At 70.2% G+C, this 15,314-nt stretch carries 19 protein-coding genes; 10 read left to right on the forward strand and 9 right to left on the reverse strand.

Features of this window, described 5'->3' with window-relative positions:
- Positions 1–16 precede the first annotated feature (16 nt).
- Genes rpmF through mrf form a run of 3 tightly spaced genes read right to left on the reverse strand, consistent with a single transcriptional unit; the run spans position 17 to position 1,676 of the window.
- A complete protein-coding gene (rpmF, locus tag ACU6XJ_RS07105; protein WP_476307865.1) occupies positions 17–184 on the reverse strand; it encodes a 50S ribosomal protein L32 in 168 nt (55 codons plus the stop codon).
- Positions 184–456 (reverse strand): type B 50S ribosomal protein L31, encoded by a 273-nt coding sequence (locus ACU6XJ_RS07110; RefSeq protein ID WP_476307866.1) that lies wholly within the window; start codon positions 454–456, stop codon positions 184–186. The genes rpmF and ACU6XJ_RS07110 overlap by 1 nt, the downstream gene beginning before the upstream one ends.
- The gene (gene mrf, locus ACU6XJ_RS07115; protein WP_476307868.1) at positions 453–1,676 is read right to left on the reverse strand and encodes a ribosome hibernation factor-recruiting GTPase MRF; all 1,224 of its coding nucleotides are present in this window, start codon (positions 1,674–1,676) and stop codon (positions 453–455) included. The genes ACU6XJ_RS07110 and mrf overlap by 4 nt, the downstream gene beginning before the upstream one ends.
- Before the next feature lie 101 nt (positions 1,677–1,777).
- Here mrf and rpmB point away from each other — a divergent pair, with 101 nt between their 5' ends.
- The 4 genes from rpmB to rpsR are packed head-to-tail and all read left to right on the forward strand — an operon-like array spanning position 1,778 to position 2,737.
- A complete protein-coding gene (rpmB, locus tag ACU6XJ_RS07120; RefSeq protein ID WP_476307870.1) occupies positions 1,778–2,014 on the forward strand; it encodes a 50S ribosomal protein L28 in 237 nt (78 codons plus the stop codon).
- Positions 2,014–2,178 carry a 50S ribosomal protein L33 gene (rpmG, locus tag ACU6XJ_RS07125; RefSeq protein ID WP_476307873.1) on the forward strand — a complete coding sequence of 55 codons (165 nt, stop codon included), beginning with the start codon at positions 2,014–2,016 and terminating at the stop codon, positions 2,176–2,178. Before rpmB ends, rpmG begins: the two co-directional genes overlap by 1 nt.
- Entirely contained in the window at positions 2,178–2,483 is a 306-nt protein-coding gene (gene rpsN / locus ACU6XJ_RS07130) for a 30S ribosomal protein S14 (protein WP_476307874.1), read from the forward strand. The genes rpmG and rpsN overlap by 1 nt, the downstream gene beginning before the upstream one ends.
- Positions 2,484–2,497: 14 nt before the next feature.
- The gene (gene rpsR, locus ACU6XJ_RS07135; protein WP_476307875.1) at positions 2,498–2,737 is read left to right on the forward strand and encodes a 30S ribosomal protein S18; all 240 of its coding nucleotides are present in this window, start codon (positions 2,498–2,500) and stop codon (positions 2,735–2,737) included.
- Here the strand turns inward: rpsR and ACU6XJ_RS07140 are convergent.
- On the reverse strand, positions 2,682–3,095 hold the full coding sequence (locus ACU6XJ_RS07140; RefSeq protein WP_476307877.1) for a hypothetical protein: 414 nt from the start codon (positions 3,093–3,095) through the stop codon (positions 2,682–2,684). The two genes, rpsR and ACU6XJ_RS07140, sit on opposite strands and share 56 nt — an antisense overlap.
- 168 nt (positions 3,096–3,263) lie before the next feature.
- Between ACU6XJ_RS07140 and bluB the strand changes: the two genes are divergently transcribed.
- Positions 3,264–3,965, forward strand: a complete 702-nt coding sequence (gene bluB, locus ACU6XJ_RS07145; protein ID WP_476307878.1) for a 5,6-dimethylbenzimidazole synthase — start codon at positions 3,264–3,266, stop codon at positions 3,963–3,965.
- A gap of 141 nt (positions 3,966–4,106) precedes the next feature.
- On the forward strand, positions 4,107–5,639 hold the full coding sequence (locus ACU6XJ_RS07150; RefSeq protein ID WP_476307880.1) for a diguanylate cyclase: 1,533 nt from the start codon (positions 4,107–4,109) through the stop codon (positions 5,637–5,639).
- 239 nt (positions 5,640–5,878) lie between these two features.
- Here the strand turns inward: ACU6XJ_RS07150 and ACU6XJ_RS07155 are convergent, their stop codons facing one another.
- Positions 5,879–6,022, reverse strand: coding sequence for a hypothetical protein (locus ACU6XJ_RS07155; RefSeq protein ID WP_476307882.1), 144 nt, complete (start codon positions 6,020–6,022; stop codon positions 5,879–5,881).
- Positions 6,023–6,343: 321 nt separating this feature from the next.
- On the opposite strand from ACU6XJ_RS07155, the gene ACU6XJ_RS07160 reads away from it, so the two are divergent.
- The gene (locus ACU6XJ_RS07160; protein ID WP_476307883.1) at positions 6,344–9,160 is read left to right on the forward strand and encodes an ATP-binding protein; all 2,817 of its coding nucleotides are present in this window, start codon (positions 6,344–6,346) and stop codon (positions 9,158–9,160) included.
- Between the two features lie 74 nt (positions 9,161–9,234).
- Here ACU6XJ_RS07160 and ACU6XJ_RS07165 read toward each other — a convergent pair whose 3' ends face one another.
- Entirely contained in the window at positions 9,235–9,849 is a 615-nt protein-coding gene (locus tag ACU6XJ_RS07165) for a DUF6328 family protein (RefSeq protein WP_476307885.1), read from the reverse strand.
- 266 nt (positions 9,850–10,115) lie between these two features.
- Between ACU6XJ_RS07165 and ACU6XJ_RS07170 the strand changes: the two genes are divergently transcribed.
- From ACU6XJ_RS07170 to ACU6XJ_RS07180, 3 genes are all read left to right on the forward strand, one after another.
- The gene (locus ACU6XJ_RS07170) at positions 10,116–11,372 is read left to right on the forward strand and encodes an alpha/beta hydrolase (RefSeq protein WP_476307886.1); all 1,257 of its coding nucleotides are present in this window, start codon (positions 10,116–10,118) and stop codon (positions 11,370–11,372) included.
- Between the two features lie 99 nt (positions 11,373–11,471).
- Complete coding sequence (locus tag ACU6XJ_RS07175) at positions 11,472–11,888, forward strand: acyl-CoA thioesterase (RefSeq protein ID WP_476307888.1); 417 nt, start codon at positions 11,472–11,474, stop codon at positions 11,886–11,888.
- Entirely contained in the window at positions 11,885–13,006 is a 1,122-nt protein-coding gene (locus ACU6XJ_RS07180) for a zinc-binding dehydrogenase (protein ID WP_476307890.1), read from the forward strand. Before ACU6XJ_RS07175 ends, ACU6XJ_RS07180 begins: the two co-directional genes overlap by 4 nt.
- 84 nt (positions 13,007–13,090) lie before the next feature.
- Here ACU6XJ_RS07180 and ACU6XJ_RS07185 read toward each other — a convergent pair whose 3' ends face one another.
- The 3 genes from ACU6XJ_RS07185 to ACU6XJ_RS07195 are packed head-to-tail and all read right to left on the reverse strand — an operon-like array spanning position 13,091 to position 15,273.
- A complete protein-coding gene (locus ACU6XJ_RS07185; protein WP_476307891.1) occupies positions 13,091–13,267 on the reverse strand; it encodes a hypothetical protein in 177 nt (58 codons plus the stop codon).
- Positions 13,264–14,286: a non-homologous end joining protein Ku gene (gene ku / locus ACU6XJ_RS07190; RefSeq protein ID WP_476307893.1), complete on the reverse strand. Its 1,023-nt coding sequence runs from the start codon at positions 14,284–14,286 to the stop codon at positions 13,264–13,266. Before ku ends, ACU6XJ_RS07185 begins: the two co-directional genes overlap by 4 nt.
- 60 nt (positions 14,287–14,346) lie before the next feature.
- A complete protein-coding gene (locus ACU6XJ_RS07195) occupies positions 14,347–15,273 on the reverse strand; it encodes a hypothetical protein (RefSeq protein ID WP_476307894.1) in 927 nt (308 codons plus the stop codon).
- Positions 15,274–15,314: the final 41 nt, after the last annotated feature.

Genomic DNA, 15,314 nt, shown 5'->3' on the forward strand with positions numbered 1-15,314 from the left:
CCGTAACATCGCCCGGCTACTCGAGGGTGAGTTCGCCTCGCTGGTAGGCCTTCAGGAGACGGCGCGGAACGAGGTGCTCGCGGCCCGCGATGGTGATGGGGACCAGTTCGGGCGGGGTGGCCTTCCACTGGGCGCGGCGGGCACGGGTGTTGGCGCGGGAGAGCTTGCGCTTGGGGACGGCCATTACTTCCCGCCCTTTCGGTCGCCGCGGGCCAGGTCGCCGTAGCGGCGGCGGAACTTCTCCACCCGGCCCGCGGTGTCCATCACGCGGGCCGCGCCGGTCCAGAACGGGTGCGAGTCGGAGGTGACGTCCACCAGGATCAGCGGGTAGGTGTTGCCGTCGCTGTACTCGATCGTCTTGTCCGAGGTCGCGGTCGAGCGGGTGAGGAAGGTCTTGCCCGTCGAGGAGTCCTGGATGACGACCGGGTGGTAATCGGGGTGGATACCGGGTTTCACTGCTCTTCCTTTCGGTTGCCGATGGACGCCTCCGCCGATGACGGGTCGGGCGAGTCCTCGCAGGGGTCGGTGTGCCAGGAGCCAAAGGGGTCGCCGTAGGCCCGCCAGGCCTGTTCGCCTTCGGCCAGTTCCTCGTCGGTGAGCAGCGCACGGCGCAGCGCGTCGGTGATCTCCGCCGGGTCGGCGAGATGGGCGACCACCACGAGTTCCTGGTCGCGGTCGCCGTAATAGAGGTCCCAGCGCAGCGAGGCCATCGCGCGGCGTTCCGGCTCGACGCCCTCCCAGGCCTCGGGTTCCAGGGCGGCCAGCCACGATCCGGCGTGGCCGACCCGCAGGCCTCCGCCCGCGGACTCCAGCCACAGCGCGGTGTCGGGCTGGGCGGCGACCCACACCCGGCCGCGGGTCCGCACCACGCCGTCGAGCAGCACGTCCAGCGACTCGTGCAGGCGCTGCGGGTGGAACGGCCTGCGCTCGCTGAACAACACGACCGACACCCCGGCCTCCGCGGTCAGCGGCGGCTGACCACGCAGCAACGGGCCGTGCGGGTCGTCGATCTCCCCGCGCCGGGACACCGGTGGCACCGCTGCCAGCAGTTCGCCGGGGGTGGTCTCGGCCAGCCACCTGCGGGGCACTCCCGGCGCGACGCGGTCCAGCACGGCCTCGGTGCGCACCGCGTTCCACGCGTCGGTCCGGCCCGCGAGCACCAGCAGGTCGGCGAACTCGGCTTGGGCCACCGCGACCTGCGCGACGGTGCGCTCGTCATCGGCGCTCGCGGTCAGGTCGCGCTCCGCCAGCGGCTCGTCGCCGGTGGCGTCGGCCAGCCAGGCACCGAGGTCCAACGCGGTGATCACGGCCTCGATCGACACCTGCTCGATCAGGGGCGCGTCGTCCACGACCACGTGCCGGAGCGCCCAGCACACCGCCTCGGGCTCCAGCGCCGGGTCGAGGTGCAGCACGATGCGGCTCACCTCGCCCGCCAGGCCGCGCACCAGCGGGAGCAGGTCCTCGCGCAGCGTGCAGGACACGCAGCCGTGGGCCAGTCTCAGCGCGACGGTGTCGTCGTGCCCGTTGAGACGGAGCCTGCGGCGGACCATGCCGTGGGCGATGCGCCGCAGATCGTGGTGGATCACGGCGACGTCGGGACCGGCGAACCGGTCGGCGATCACCTCGGCAGCCTCCGCGGCGATACCGGCGACCATCACCAGGGGCGTGCGCTGCATCCGCGAACCTCTTCAATCGAGAACGATTTCCATAACCATCTAGCCGCACGCTACCCTACGGCACGGCCAAGTGAAAATGGATGTCGTTTACAGGAGGTGTCGTGTCCGCGAAATGCCAGGTGACGGGCCGAGAGCCGGGGTACGGCAAGCGGGTCTCGCACTCGCATGCCCGCACCAACCGGCGGTGGCTGCCCAATATCCAGTCCCGGCGCTACTGGCTGGCCGGTGAGGGGCGCTGGGTGACGCTTCGGGTGTCCGCCAAGGGGATCAAGACGATCGACAAGCGGGGCATCGAGTCGGTGGTGGCCGAACTGCGCCGCCGGGGAGTGCGGGTCTGATGGCGCGCAACGAGATCCGGCCGATCATCAAGCTGCGTTCGACGGCGGGCACCGGTTACACCTACGTGACCCGCAAGAACCGCCGTAATGATCCGGACCGCCTGACGATTCGCAAGTACGACCCCGTGGTGCGCAGGCACGTCGACTTCCGGGAGGAGCGCTGATGGCCAAGAAGTCCAAGATCGCCCGTAACGAGCAGCGGCGGGCCATCGTGCTCCGCCACGCGGAGCGCCGCGCCGAGCTCAAGGAGACGATCCGCTCGCCGCGGTCCACGCCGGAGCAGAAGGCGGACGCGCAGGCGGCGTTGCAGCGGATGCCGCGCGATGCCAGCGCGACGCGGCTGCGCAACCGGGACTCGGTGGACGGCAGGCCGCGCGGGTTCCTGCGGGCCTTCGGGCTGTCCAGGGTCCGGCTGCGGGAGATGGCGCACCGCGGGGAACTGCCTGGCGTGTCGAAGTCCAGTTGGTGAGGAGGCGGGAGCACATGCGCAAACCCGAGCGCGGGAATCCTCGGCGCAAGCCCAATCTGCTGGTGCGCGAGGGCATCACGGAGGTGGATTGGAAGGACGCCAACCTGCTGCGCAAGTTCATCTCCGACCGCGGCAAGATCCGCTCCCGCCGGGTGACCGGCCTGACCCCACAGCAGCAGCGCCAGGTCGCCACCGCGATCAAGAACGCGAGGGAGATGGCACTGCTGCCCTATCCGAGTCCCAGTCAGCGGTGACCTGGCGGGGCAGGTTCAGCGCCACGTCGGTGGTAGCCACCCGCCTGCCCCACCAGCCCGCCAGCCTGCCCAGCACCGCGGCGGCGGCCAGCACCGCCGCCGCGATCAGGGCGGGACGGTCGAACCGGATCTCCCCCGCGGCGGAGAGGACGAACCCGGCGTAGAGGCCCCAGTGCTGGGCGGCGCCGAGCAGCCCGCCGGGCAGGGTGGTCACCGTCGCCATCGCGGCGGCCGTGATCACCAGCACGCCGAGCGTCAGCGTGGGGAAGAGCACGGCGCTGGCGACGGTCGAGGCCACCGCCGCCGCGAAGCCGACGGCGCTGCCCGCCAAGGTATCCAGCGGTGAGCGCGGTTTCACCGGTCCAGTGCAGTTCAGCGGGGGTGTGGAGGCGTGCTCCATTAGCGCCCTTTTGACGGGCGGAACCTCCCTCTTGACGAAACGTTGACCACTCAACGAAGGTGCGTGCGTGAGTTCCGGAACTGGCGGTCGGCGGGCTCGCGCCCGGCGGTGAGGCAGGATGCATGAGTGAGGTCTCCCAGCTCGGAAAACGACACGGACAACAGCACGGAGAAGTCGGCGCCCGCGGCGGACACCACCGCCTTCTACGACGTTCTGCATCGGCGACGTGACGTCCGTGCCGAGTTCACCGGGCGGCAACTGCCGGACGAGGTCCTGCGCAGGGTGCTGGCCGCCGCGCATGCCGCGCCGAGCGTCGGGCTCTCCCAGCCATGGGACTTCCTGCTTGTCCGGGAAGAGTCGACCCGGCGGGCCTTTCGTGAGCACGTCCAGGCAGAGCGCGCGACGTTCGCCGCACAGCTGGACGGCGAGCGGGCGGCGACCTTCGCCAGGATCAAGGTCGAGGGAGTGCTGGAGTCGGGCCTCGGCATCGTCGTCACCTATGACCCGAGCCGGGGTGCGCCCTCGGTTCTCGGCAGGCACGCCATCGCCGACGCCGGTCTCTACTCCGTCTGCCTCGCCATTCAAAATCTGTGGTTGGCGGCTACCGCGGAAGGACTTGGTGTCGGCTGGGTCAGCTTCTACCGGGAGGATTTCCTGCGCCGACTGCTCGGGATTCCGGCCGGAGTACGTCCGGTGGCGTGGCTGTGCGTCGGAGAAGTCCGGGAATTGGCCGCCACGCCCGATTTGGAGCGCCATGGATGGCGTCGACGGCTACCACTTGATGACGTTGTGCACCATGAACAGTACGGCCGGCGTCCCGCCCGGTAACGTGTCACCCGGATGTGTGGCTCTGGTCAAACCTGGGATGTTCCGGGCGGCGAGTGCCCCGCATCCGTCACACCGGCCCGAAAACCCGACCACAGAGTGCCTTGCCGGTGCGGCCGATCGCATGAGGATATCGAGGACGTAGTGGACCATGATCCTCCGCTGAAGGGTTACGTCCCTCGTCGGGACCACGAGGTCGCCGAGCTGCTGGACTCCGGCCGTCTGCTGGAGGCCAACTCGCTGTTCGACGAGGTCGTGAAACAACCCACGCATGGCGGTGGCGAACCGTGGCGACGGGCCGCCGTGCTGCTGCACCGCGCCATCGCCGCGTGGCGGCTTGGTCGCACTCCGATGGCGCTCGAGCTCGCGGCCGAGGGCTGGACCGAGCTGGACTCCGAGCAGCTCGAGGGCACCGCGGCGGCGCACACCGTCGGGCTGCTGGGCTACCTGCTGGAATGCATCGGCCGCCAGACCGCGGCACTGGACATGGCCCGCACCTCCGTGGCGCTGGCCCGCGAAGCGCGGCACCGCGAGACGCTCGCGCACTGCCTGCAACGCTTGGGCGGCATCCTGGTCTTCAAGGCGCTGGACGACCCGCCGGACGTCGCCAAGGACACCTTCGCCGAGGCTCGGACGATCCTGGAGGAAGGCCTGACCCTGGTGCACTCCGGTTATGTGCACCGCTCGCTGCTGGTGGCCAACGCGCGGGCGCTGGTCGGCGTCGGCGAGCTGGAACCCGCCGAGCGGACCGCGCTGCTGGCGCGGGAGTCGGTGACCGGCGCGGCCGACCACTGGGTGTTGGGCACCAGCGACTGGGTGCTGGCGACTGTGCGCCAGGCACAGGGCAATCTCACCGAGGCACGTACGCTGGCCAGTCGGGCTGTCGCCGCCGCGGAGAAGATCAACGACACCGCGCTGCTGCTGCGGTTCTCCAACGACCTGGCCGCCATCTGCCGCGAACTGGGTGACGCCGTCGGCGAGGCCGAGGCGCTGCGGCGCACGGTGGCCGCGGGCCAGACCGTGGTCGAGATGCTGCAGGAGGGGCTCGGCCAAGCCCTGGCGCAGCGCAGGCGCGCCGCCCACGCCCAGCAGCAGGCCGCGTTGGCGCAGGCCGCCGCGACCCGCGATCCGCTGACCGGGTTGGTAAACCGGCTGGGCATGGAGTACGCCGCGCCGCGGATGCTGGAGCGCACCGCCTCCCGGGGCAAGATCCCGTGGCTGGTGCTGGTCGACGTGGACTGGTTCAAGGACGTCAACGACGAGGCCGGGCACGCCGCGGGCGATGCGGCGCTGCGCGAGGTCGCGGCGCTGCTCAAGCGCGAGTGCCGGGTCGGCGACCTGGTCGCCAGGTGGGCAGGCGATGAGTTCATCGTGCTGCTCGGGGACAGCCCCGACCCGGTGGACGGCGGCCCCGATCGCGGTCACGAGACCGGCCAGGTGGTGGCCGAGCGCATCCGCGCCGCGGTGGCCAGCCACAACTGGAACTCCGTGCTCGGCAAGACCCGCCGTCCCACGGTCAGCATCGGCGTCGCCGGTGGTCCGGCGCGGCTGGACGAGCTGTTCGCGGCCGCGGACATCGCGCTCTACCGGGCGAAGCGGCACGGCCGCAACCGGGTCGAGGTGCAGTCCAGCACCGGCGACTTCGAGTCGCCGGAACAGCCGACGCTCAGTCACTGAGCCCGAGGCAGGACCGGTGCGTCCTGGGCCACCGGCCTGCCGGCAGTCCTCCCACAGTGTTTCCCACAGGCGGCGGGCGCCGCTCCCGAAACGGCCGTCGGAGAGCCTCACCGGTCTCGCTCTCCGACCGCGGATATTCCGACTCGACATCGACATGCTCTCGTCGCAGATTCATCGAAAAGAGTCGACGCATCGAAAAGCGCGGCAGGCCCGGAGGCTCGCCGCGCTTTCGGATCTGCTCAGTCGTGGAATTGCGCCTGCACGCTGTCGTGGAACTGGTCGGGCTCGACGCCATCGTGGAACTGGTCCGGTCCACCGAGAACGACGGCGGCGGCCGCGGTGAGAACGAATGCGAGCGTGGTGATGATTCGGCGAATGCGCATCAAAAACTCCCAGGGATTACCTGTGGCCTTGAGGTGAGTACGACAGACTTGCCAAGGTCCGCGCCGGTTGACGCGGGAGTTTGGTGCCCAAACCTGAACCTGACAGGTCGCCGAGAATTCGCCGAAAACGCATCGTTAATGGAAAGCCAACAGTAAAGAGAGTTTAGCGATTCCGGTGACAACCGAGCTGTATTCACATTGTCCGGAGCGGGACTGATCAGGGCGAACGCTGAGCGCAGCCTTACCTAGGCTCTTCTACCAGGCAGTTTCCCTTGCGAACCATCATTGTTTCCCATCAATTCAACCTCTATTCTCTTATTTGTGGTGCGGCCTGAGCGGTGGGACCAGCCGGTCGGCCGGGGGCGTGAGCTTTCCCGGCTGGCGGGCTGGGCGCGCGAACTCGCCGCGGGCCGCGGGCGGTCGGTGCTGATCGAGGGCGAACCGGGCGTCGGGAAGTCCACGCTGCTCAGGGCCGCGCAGCGGGAGGCGGTCGTCCTCGGCCACCAGGTCTTCAGCGGCTGCGGCGACGAACTGGGGCAGGCCCTCCCGCTGGTGCCGCTGCTGGATGCCCTGCGGGTCAACGAGATCACCGCCGATCCGCACCGGATGGCGATCCGCAGGCTGCTGCGTGCCGAGGCCGAGGCTCCCACCGGCGGTTTCGACCCCTCGACGGCCGCGGCCGAGCGGCTGGTCGCGCTGGTGCACGACACCTGCGCGGCGGGGCCCGCGGTGATCCTGATCGACGACCTCCAGTGGGCGGACCCGCTGACCCTGTCGGTGTGGAGCAGGCTCTCGCGCGCCACGCCCCGGCTGCCGCTGCTGTTGATCGGAGCGCTGCGGCCCGTGCCCAGCAGGCAGGAACTGCTCGCCCTGCGACAGCTTGTCGGCGCCAAACGTCTGCTTCAGCTGGGTGAACTCGGCGAGGCCGATACCGACGAACTCCTCGCCCGGCTGTGCGGCGCGACACCGGGGCCGAAGCTGCGCGGGATGGCCAGGGGCGCCACCGGAAATCCGCTCTACCTCACCGAACTCGTCGCCGGGCTGCTGCGCGCCGAGCGCATATCGGTTTCCGACTCCGGCACGGCCGAGGTAAGCGGGGAGAACGCGCCGCAATCGCTTTCGGAGGCTATCGGGTTCCGGCTCGCATTCCTGTCCCCATCGGTTCTGGAAGTCGTCCAGGCCGCCGCGTTGCTCGGGGTGGACTTCTCGGTTTCGGATTTGGCGGTGACGCTGAACCGAAATGTGTCGGAGTTGGTAACCCCATTGGCCGAAGCGCGGTCTGCGGGAGTAATCGAATCCCTCGGAAACGAGCTTGCGTTCCGCCATCCGCTCATTCGTACGGCGCTGTATGACCACCTGCCGGTCGGGGTGCGGGCGGCCTGGCACCTCGACGCGGCCAAGGCATTGGCGGCCGCGTCGGCGCCGGTGAGCCATGTGGCGCGGCAGTTGCTCGCGGCGCTGACCGCCCGGCCCGACTCCCAGGACCGCTGGCTGCCAGCCTGGCTGAGCGAATCGGCGCCCGCGCTGATGAGCCAGGCGCCACAGGCCGCGGTGGACCTGCTGCGGCATGTCACCGGCAACGCCACACCCGGCGGCGAGCACCACGCCAGGCTTTCCTGTCACCTGGCCGAATCGCTGTTCCGCATCGGCAACGCCGCGGCGGCGGCAGGCGTCGCACAGCGCGCCTTGGCGGTGGTCGGGCAGCCGGACCTGGTGAGCAACCTGCACTGGACGCTGGCGCAGGCGCGAGCCGCGACCGGCGACACCGAGGCGTCGCTGGCCACCCTGCGGGAGGCGATCACCGAGACCGAGCCGGGGACGCGGCACCGGGCCCGCATCCTGGTGCTCACCGCCAGGGCGCACCGCAACCTCGGTGAGCTCGACACCGCCGCACGCGTGGCGGAAACGGCGCTGGCCGAGGCGACGCATGCGGCCGACCGGTGGGCCTCGGCCTGGGCACTGCACGTGCTGATCGTCGCGGCGGGCTCGCGCGGCGACCTGGCCACCGCGCTGCCGCTGTTCGAACAGGCGCTCGCCGTGGCCCGCGGCACGCCCGAGCTGTTGGACCTGCGGCTGCTGCTGCAGGTCAACCAGGCCGTGGCGCTGGGCGATGTCGACCGGTACCCGGAGGCGCTGGCCGCGGCGGCCGGGGTGCGGGAACTGGCCGACGGCTGCGGCAACATGGTCCGGCTCGCGCAGGCGCAGTGTGTGTTGGGCGAGTTGCTGTTCGACACCGGCCGCTGGGACGAGGCGCTGGTGGAGGTCGCGGCGCTGACCGATGAGCTGAAAGACCCCGGCGTGGTCTGCGGCGACCGCGGCCGGGCCGCGCTGATCCTGCTGCACCGCGGCCGGCGGGAGGCCGCCCGTGCCGAACTGCTTGCCGCCGAAAACTGTTCGGAACGCATCGGCGCCCGCGTGGTCGGCGCGCTGACCTGGGCCCGCAGCCTGCTCGCCGAGCAGCAGGGCGACGGCGCCGCGGCGCTGGGCGTGTTGGCCTCCTGCCTGTCCGGCGATGCCGAGGAACTGGAGGAGATGGAAGACCTGCTCCCGGACGCCGTTCGGCTGGCCGTGACCCTGGGCAAGCCACGCATCGCGGCGCGGATGACGGCGAAGGCGGCCGCGCTGGCCGCCGACAGCCAGGTGCCGCACCGCAGGGCGGCGCTGGCCCACTGCGATGGCCTGATCTCCGGTGACGCCGCGACGCTGCTGCGCGCCGCGGAGGGCTATGCCGCCGCGGGACGGCCGCTGCCGCGGGCGAAGGCGCTGGAGGCGGCGGCGGTGCGGTTGGCCGACGGGGGTGAGAAGACGGCGGCGCGGTCCGCGTTCACCCGTGCCTTCGAGGTCTACGGGACGCTGGGTGCGCACTGGGACACCGACCGGCTGAGCGCGTTGTTCCGCGGCTACGGCATCCGCCGAGGGCCGCATGCCAAGCACCGGCGCGCGGAAAGCGGCTGGGCGGCGCTGACGCCGACCGAGCAGAAGGTGGCCGCGCTGGTCGCCGAGGGGCTGTCCAACCCGCAGATCGCGGCGCGGCTGTTCCTCTCGCCGCGCACCGTGGGCACCCACGTCTCGCACATCCTGGCCAAGCTGGGGGTGCGCTCCCGCATCGAGATCGCCCGCCTGTCCGCCTCCGGCTGACCAGCGCCGGGACGCGCCTGCCCGCGCGCCCCGACTCGGGTATGCGCCTCCCGCGTCGTGACCGCATACCCGGCTCAGCGGTGACGCAGCCTGCTCCAGATCGGCATGACGTACCACCACAGCCCGAACCAGCCCAGGGTGCCGCCGGTGATCCACAGCGCCAACTCGCGGCCGAGCACCACGTCCAGGATGAGCAGCAGCGAGGACGCCAGCGACAGCATCAGCAGGGCCAGCCCGCACAGGGCGAAGACGCTGGTGGCGCGCACCAGCTGGTACTTCAGCCTGCGGCGGAAGACGATGCGGTGGAACGACGCGGGTGCGATCAGCAGCGCGGTGGACGCCGCGCCCAGGATCAGGCTGATCACGTAGATCCGCAGCTGGAACTCGTTGATCGCGTCGAACCTCGGGGTGAAGGCCAGCGTGAGCAGGAAGGCCAGCAGCAGCTGCACGCCGGTCTGCGCGACCCTGATCTCCTGCAGCAGCTCGCCGTAGTTGCGGTCCAGCCGCTGGCTGGGGCTCTCGCCCCGCTGCACCCGGTTCCACCAGTCGTTCTCGGTCACGCCCGCCGCGCAGCCCGCGTGGTCGCCGCAGTGGGCGTGGCCTGCGCGCACCGGCTCCACCGGCACGCCGTCATGCACCCGGAATGCCCGCCGGGGCCGCGGCGTGTGGGTGGTCGGTTCGATCGTCATGGCCTGCTCCCGCGGGTCGTTCACCGTTCGTTGTCTGTTGCTATGTCAACGATCGACCGATGGGCGTGGCGAGACATCCGTCGACTGACCGATGTTGGAAGGACAACTCGCATTCACCGTCAGGACACTTGATGGCCGGCTTGCCGTATCCCGACCGAGACCTCGTCCTCGAGAGCTAGGCGTCTCGGTCCCGCGCCGGAGGTGACGATCCGATGCGCTGGGGAGTCTTGGTGTCGGTTTCACCGATACCGACAAGGGGGATCGACATGTCCCGCAGCACCTCCACGCTGGTCGCGGCCTGGGGTCTGGCCGCGTGCACGGCGCTCGGCGCCGTCGCACCGGCCACGGCCCACGAGGTGGCCGTCCGGCCCGAACTGCCCGCACCCACCGGCCCGCACCAGGTCGGCAGGGTCGACCTGCACCTGGTGGACCGTTCCCACCCGGACCAGTGGGTGCCGAGCACGCCCTACCGCGAGCTCATGGTCAGCGTGCACTACCCGGCCAGGGACGCCGAGCGTTTCCCGGCCGCTCCGTACTACTCGCCGGGTGAGGCCCGCGAGTTCGGCGAGGAGATCTTGAGCAAGAAGGTGCTCAAGGTGCCGCCGGGCTCGGTGGACTGGGCAGGCATGCGCGCCTCGGCCCGACTCGGCGCGCCGGTGGACCGCCGCGGCGGTCCGCGGCCGGTGATCCTGAACCTGCCGCTGCACTACCACCCGCGTGGCCTCAACACCGTGCTGGTCGAGCAGCTGGCCAGCCAGGGCTATGTGGTGGTCACGGTCGACCACACCCACGAGTCCAGCGCGGTGGAGTTCCCCGGCGGGCGGGTGGAGAAGGTCAAACCGCACGTCGAACCGCCGACCAGGCCGGACGGCAGCTGGGATGAGGAGAAGCTGCTCGTCCTGCTGCGCGAGACGATCAAGGTCCGCACCGCCGACGCCCGATTCGTGTTGGACCAGCTCACCGCGTTGAACGCGGGCTCCAACCCGGACGCCTCGCACCGTCCGGTGCCTGCCGGCCTGCGGGGGGCGCTGGACCTGCGCAGGGTCGCGGCCTTCGGCATGAACATGGGCAGCACCGCGGCCATCCAACTGGCCTACGAGGATCCGCGGGTCCGGGCGGTCGCCTCGCTGGCCGACGGGATGGACGCCGATCGTCCGCAGGCACCGGTCATCTCCACCGGGTTGGCCAAGCCGCTGCTGCACCTCGCGGTCGACGCGGTGCCCAACAACCACGTGAACAACCCCGGCTGGGCGGCGTTCTGGCGGAAGCTGTCCGGCTGGAAGCTGGATCTGCAACTCAAGGACTCGGGCATGGCCTACAACGACGCGGTCGGGCTGGTGCACTCGGTGCAGCGGGCGGGTCTGGAGACGCCCGACATCCCGAAGGTGGCGGACCCGAGGCGGTCGTTCGAGGTGCAGCGGGTCTACCTGACCGCGTTCTTCGACCTGCACCTGCGGCACCGCGACCGGGGGCTGCTGGACGGCGAGTCGCCGAAGTACCCCGAGATGAGCTTTATTCGCTGAGCCTCCAGGTACCACGGGGTGGGCGTTTGGGCCACGGGGCTGGCCTAAACGCCCACGGCGTTCCAGGATGATCCTGCTACCGACGAGTAGGAGGACGGTGTGGGCTCCGAGTACCCGTACTGGCAGGACGTGCCGACGAGGTGGAAGGACAACGACATCTACGGGCATGTCAACAACGCCGTGCACTACTCGGTGATGGACACCGTGATCAACACCTGGCTGATCGAGCAGGGCGGCCTCGACCTGCACGGCGATGGCCCGATCGGGCTCTGCGTCGAGTCGCACTGCGTGTACAAGGGCTCGCTGTCCTTCCCCGAGGCCTTCGCGGTGGGGTTGCGGGTCGGCAAGCTCGGCAACTCCAGCGTCCGCTACGAGACCGGGCTGTACCGGGCCGACCGGTCCACCCTGCTCGCCGAGGGCTGGTTCGTGCATGTCTTCGTGGACCGCGTCGGCCGCAAGCCGCGGCCGATCGAGGAGCCCATGCGCAGCGCGCTGGCGAAGTTGGTGATCGCATGAGGGTCAAGGCGGCGGTGCTGACCCGGATCGGGGCTCCGGAGCCGTACGAGCGGAGCCTGCCGCTGGAGGTCACCGAACTGCGACTGGACGGGCCCGGCCGCAACGAACTGCTGGTGCGCATCCGCGCCGCGGGCCTGTGCCACTCGGACCTGTCGGTGATCAACGGCTCCCGGCCGCGGCCGGTGCCGATGGTGCTCGGGCACGAGGCGGCAGGCGAGGTAGTGGAGACCGGGCCGGGCGTGGAGTTCAACCCCGGCGACCATGTGGTGATGTCCTTCGTGCCTGCCTGCGGCACCTGCCGGATGTGCCTGGCCGGGCGGCCCGCGCTGTGCGGACCGGGTGCGGTCGCCAACCGGGAAGGCACGCTGCTCAGTGGGGCGCGGCGCTGGTCGGCGCCGGACGGCGGCAGGCCGCACCACCACCTCGGGGTCTCCGCCTTCGCCGAGTACGCGGTGGTGTCGGCGCAGTCGGTGGTGCGGGTGAACCCCGGACTGCCGTACTCGATCGCGGCGTTGTTCGGCTGCGCGGTGCTGACCGGCGCGGGCGCGGCCTTCCACAGCGCGGAGATCAGCCCCGGCGAGCAGGTCGCGGTGTTCGGGCTTGGCGGGGTCGGCCTCGCGGCGCTGCTGGCCGCCAAGGCCGCGGGCGCCGCCACTCTGATCGCGGTGGACCTGGTCGAGTCCAAGCGTGAGCTCGCCCGGCGGCTGGGCGCAACGCACACCGTCGCGGGCGGGCCGGACGCGGTGGCGGAGGTACGCGAGCTCACCGATGGCGGCGCGGACAAGGTCATCGACACCACCGGCAGCGAACTCGTCCTGGCGCAGGCGTATTCGGCTACCCGCATCGGCGGCACCACCGTGACGGTCGGCCTGCCCCATCCCGACCGGCAGCTGGTGCTGCCCGCGCTCAGCCTGGTCGCCGAGGAGCGCACGTTGAAGGGCAGCTACCTGGGCTCCAGCGTGCCCCGCCGGGACATTCCCCGCTTCATCGAGCTGTACCGCGCGGGCCTGCTGCCGGTGAACGAGCTGGTCTCCGACCATTTGCGGCTGGACGACATCAACGCGGGCTTCGACCGGCTCCATTCGGGCGCCGCGATCCGCCAGATCATCGAGCTCTGACGGTCAGCGTCCTGAGAGAGCGCATCGGGTAAGGCCGCCCGGACCCGTTGCTCGTCGGGTCCGGGCGTCGGTAGCCGCGGTGGGTCAGCAGCCGCAGCCGTGGGAGATCTCGGCGCACGAGATCACCAGGGCGTGGCGGGCCGAGCCAAGGTCGAAGCAGTTGGGCTCGGTGCACTCGACGAAGCCGTTGGGGTGGAGCACCAAGGCGCCGTGGCAGTGGTCGAGATCGGTGGTGCAGTGCAGGCAGACCTTCGTGATCATGAAGCCTTCCTGGTTCGCGATCGCGTCGACCGGGCGAACCCGGACGAACCCTTGGCGATCGCCTTTTCCAGCTCGGCTCGGGTCATTTTCGACCGGCCCTTGATGTCCAGTTCGCGAGCCATCTCGTCAAGTTCGGCCTTGCTGAGCTTGCCGAGATCCTGCCGGGTGCGCTGGTTCGGGCGACCATTTCCGTCTGCCTTAGTAGCACTCTTCGGCTCGCTCTTCGTGGACCCCCCGCTTCCTCCGCGTGTCTGTTCGACGCTGCGGCGCAAGGCTTCCAGCAGGTCAACGACCTCGGTCGGCTCCGGCGGGGCCTCCTCGGCGACGATCGCCCTGCCTTCCTTCTTGTCCTCGATGAGCTTTTCCACCCGTTCGGTGTACGTGTCGCGGAACTCCTCGGGCTGCCATGGCCCCGCCATCGACTCGATCAGGCCCGTCGCCATGTCCAGTTCCTTGGGCTTGGGCTTGTTCGCCGATGGCACGATGTCCAGGTCGGCCGGGTCGCGGATCTCGTCGGCGAAGAACATCGTCTCCAGCGCCAGCACGTCCTTGTCGGCGCGCAGCGCGGTCAGGTACTGCTTGCCGCGCATGACGAAGGTGGCGATGCCCGCCCGGTTGCTCTTCTCCAGCGCGTCCCGCAGCAGGGCGTAGGCGCGCTCGTACTCGGGCTTGGTGGCACCCAGGTAGTAGGTCTTCTGGAAGTAGACGGGGTCCACCTCGTCGAGGTCGACGAAGGTCTCGATGTCGATGGTCTTGGACCGGCCGGGCGCGATCTCGTCGAGTTCCTTGGGCTCGACGATCACGTACTCGCCGCCGCCGATGTCGTGGCCCTTGACGATGTCGCCGAATTCCACCTCCTTGCCGGTGCGCTCGTTGACGCGCTTGTACCGGATGCGGTCGGAGGTGTCCCGCTGGAACTGGTTGAAGTGGATGGTGTGGTCCTCGGTCGCGCTGTACAGCCCGACCGGGATGTTCACCAGCCCGAAGTTGATCGAACCGGTCCAGATCGCTCGTGCCACTTCCGCCACCTCCAGCGTTTCTCGCCTACCCCAGATACAGACACCGACCGGCGGCAGAACTCATCGCCCCGCCAGGTCCTTGAGCCTTCTTTCCGCGTCTTCCACCCGCTGCCGAGCCTGCCGTGCCTTCCGGTCGGCCGCCTGCTGAGATCGTCGCGCGGTGCGCTGCACCCGCTCGGCCTCGGCTTTCTCCTCTTCGGCGGCGTCCAGTTCCTCGCGGATCTCCTCGATGCGCCCGGTCAACTCGGTGACGCGGCGGTCGAGGTCGTTGAGTTCGGCGGTGGCGTCCCAGCGCTCGCGTTCGGCGTCCTTGGCCTCCCGGCGCAGGGCGTCCAGTTCGCGGCGGCCCCGGTCCAGTCGCTCCTGCCGACGCCGTTCCGCGGCCTCCGCCTCGGCGTCCTTGTCGTCCTTGGCGGCCTTGCCGTCCTTATCCGGCTTTCGCCCGCGCAGCGATCGGTTCGGTCGCTTCGCGGGTTCCTCGCGTTGCTCCGGCATGGCGCCGGGCGCGAGCCAGCCGAAGCCCTCGTCCGCGCTGTTCATCGCGGTGATCAGCCTGCCGGAGGCCAGGGCCTCGGCGGCGTCGGGGTCGCTCAGGGCGGTGCTGAAGGTCTCCTCCAGCTCACGGGTGACCGACTCGCCGACCTTGGTGCCCGCGTTGCGGCCCAGTGCCTTGGCCTGCCGGACCAGCCCTTGGATCAGCTCGTGCCGCTGCTGGGAGAGCGTGCGCAGGCTGTCACCCGCCAGCGCGGTGTGGGCATCCCGCAGTGCCTCGCCCAGTTCGGCCAGCGAGCGCACCTCCGCCGGGTACTCGCGGCTGAGCAGGTTGGCCAGCCAGGCCGCGGTCGAGGGCCTGCGCAGCTTCCTGACCTGCTCGGCGAGCTTCGGGTCGCCGTTCTTCGCTGCTTGCTTGGCCAGGTCGTTGCGGACCGCGATGAAGTCATCGCGGGACAGCGAGTACAGCTCTTCCGCCACCGAATCGAGGTCCACATATAGCAATATGCCCGCTCCGAAGCGCTACCGCACTCGTC

This window comes from Actinorectispora metalli (assembly GCF_056323685.1).

What these genes read in the sequence shown, in the direction of transcription:
- rpmF (WP_476307865.1), bottom strand. Translation starts at nt 184, where the DNA reads ATGGCCGTCCCCAAGCGCAAGCTCTCCCGCGCCAACACCCGTGCCCGC.
- mrf (WP_476307868.1), bottom strand. Translation starts at nt 1,676, where the DNA reads ATGCAGCGCACGCCCCTGGTGATGGTCGCCGGTATCGCCGCGGAGGCT.
- rpmG (WP_476307873.1), top strand. Translation starts at nt 2,014, where the DNA reads ATGGCGCGCAACGAGATCCGGCCGATCATCAAGCTGCGTTCGACGGCG.
- rpsN (WP_476307874.1), top strand. Translation starts at nt 2,178, where the DNA reads ATGGCCAAGAAGTCCAAGATCGCCCGTAACGAGCAGCGGCGGGCCATC.
- rpsR (WP_476307875.1), top strand. Translation starts at nt 2,498, where the DNA reads ATGCGCAAACCCGAGCGCGGGAATCCTCGGCGCAAGCCCAATCTGCTG.
- ACU6XJ_RS07155 (WP_476307882.1), bottom strand. Translation starts at nt 6,022, where the DNA reads ATGCGCATTCGCCGAATCATCACCACGCTCGCATTCGTTCTCACCGCG.
- ACU6XJ_RS07165 (WP_476307885.1), bottom strand. Translation starts at nt 9,849, where the DNA reads ATGACGATCGAACCGACCACCCACACGCCGCGGCCCCGGCGGGCATTC.
- ACU6XJ_RS07170 (WP_476307886.1), top strand. Translation starts at nt 10,116, where the DNA reads ATGTCCCGCAGCACCTCCACGCTGGTCGCGGCCTGGGGTCTGGCCGCG.
- ACU6XJ_RS07180 (WP_476307890.1), top strand. Translation starts at nt 11,885, where the DNA reads ATGAGGGTCAAGGCGGCGGTGCTGACCCGGATCGGGGCTCCGGAGCCG.
- ACU6XJ_RS07185 (WP_476307891.1), bottom strand. Translation starts at nt 13,267, where the DNA reads ATGATCACGAAGGTCTGCCTGCACTGCACCACCGATCTCGACCACTGC.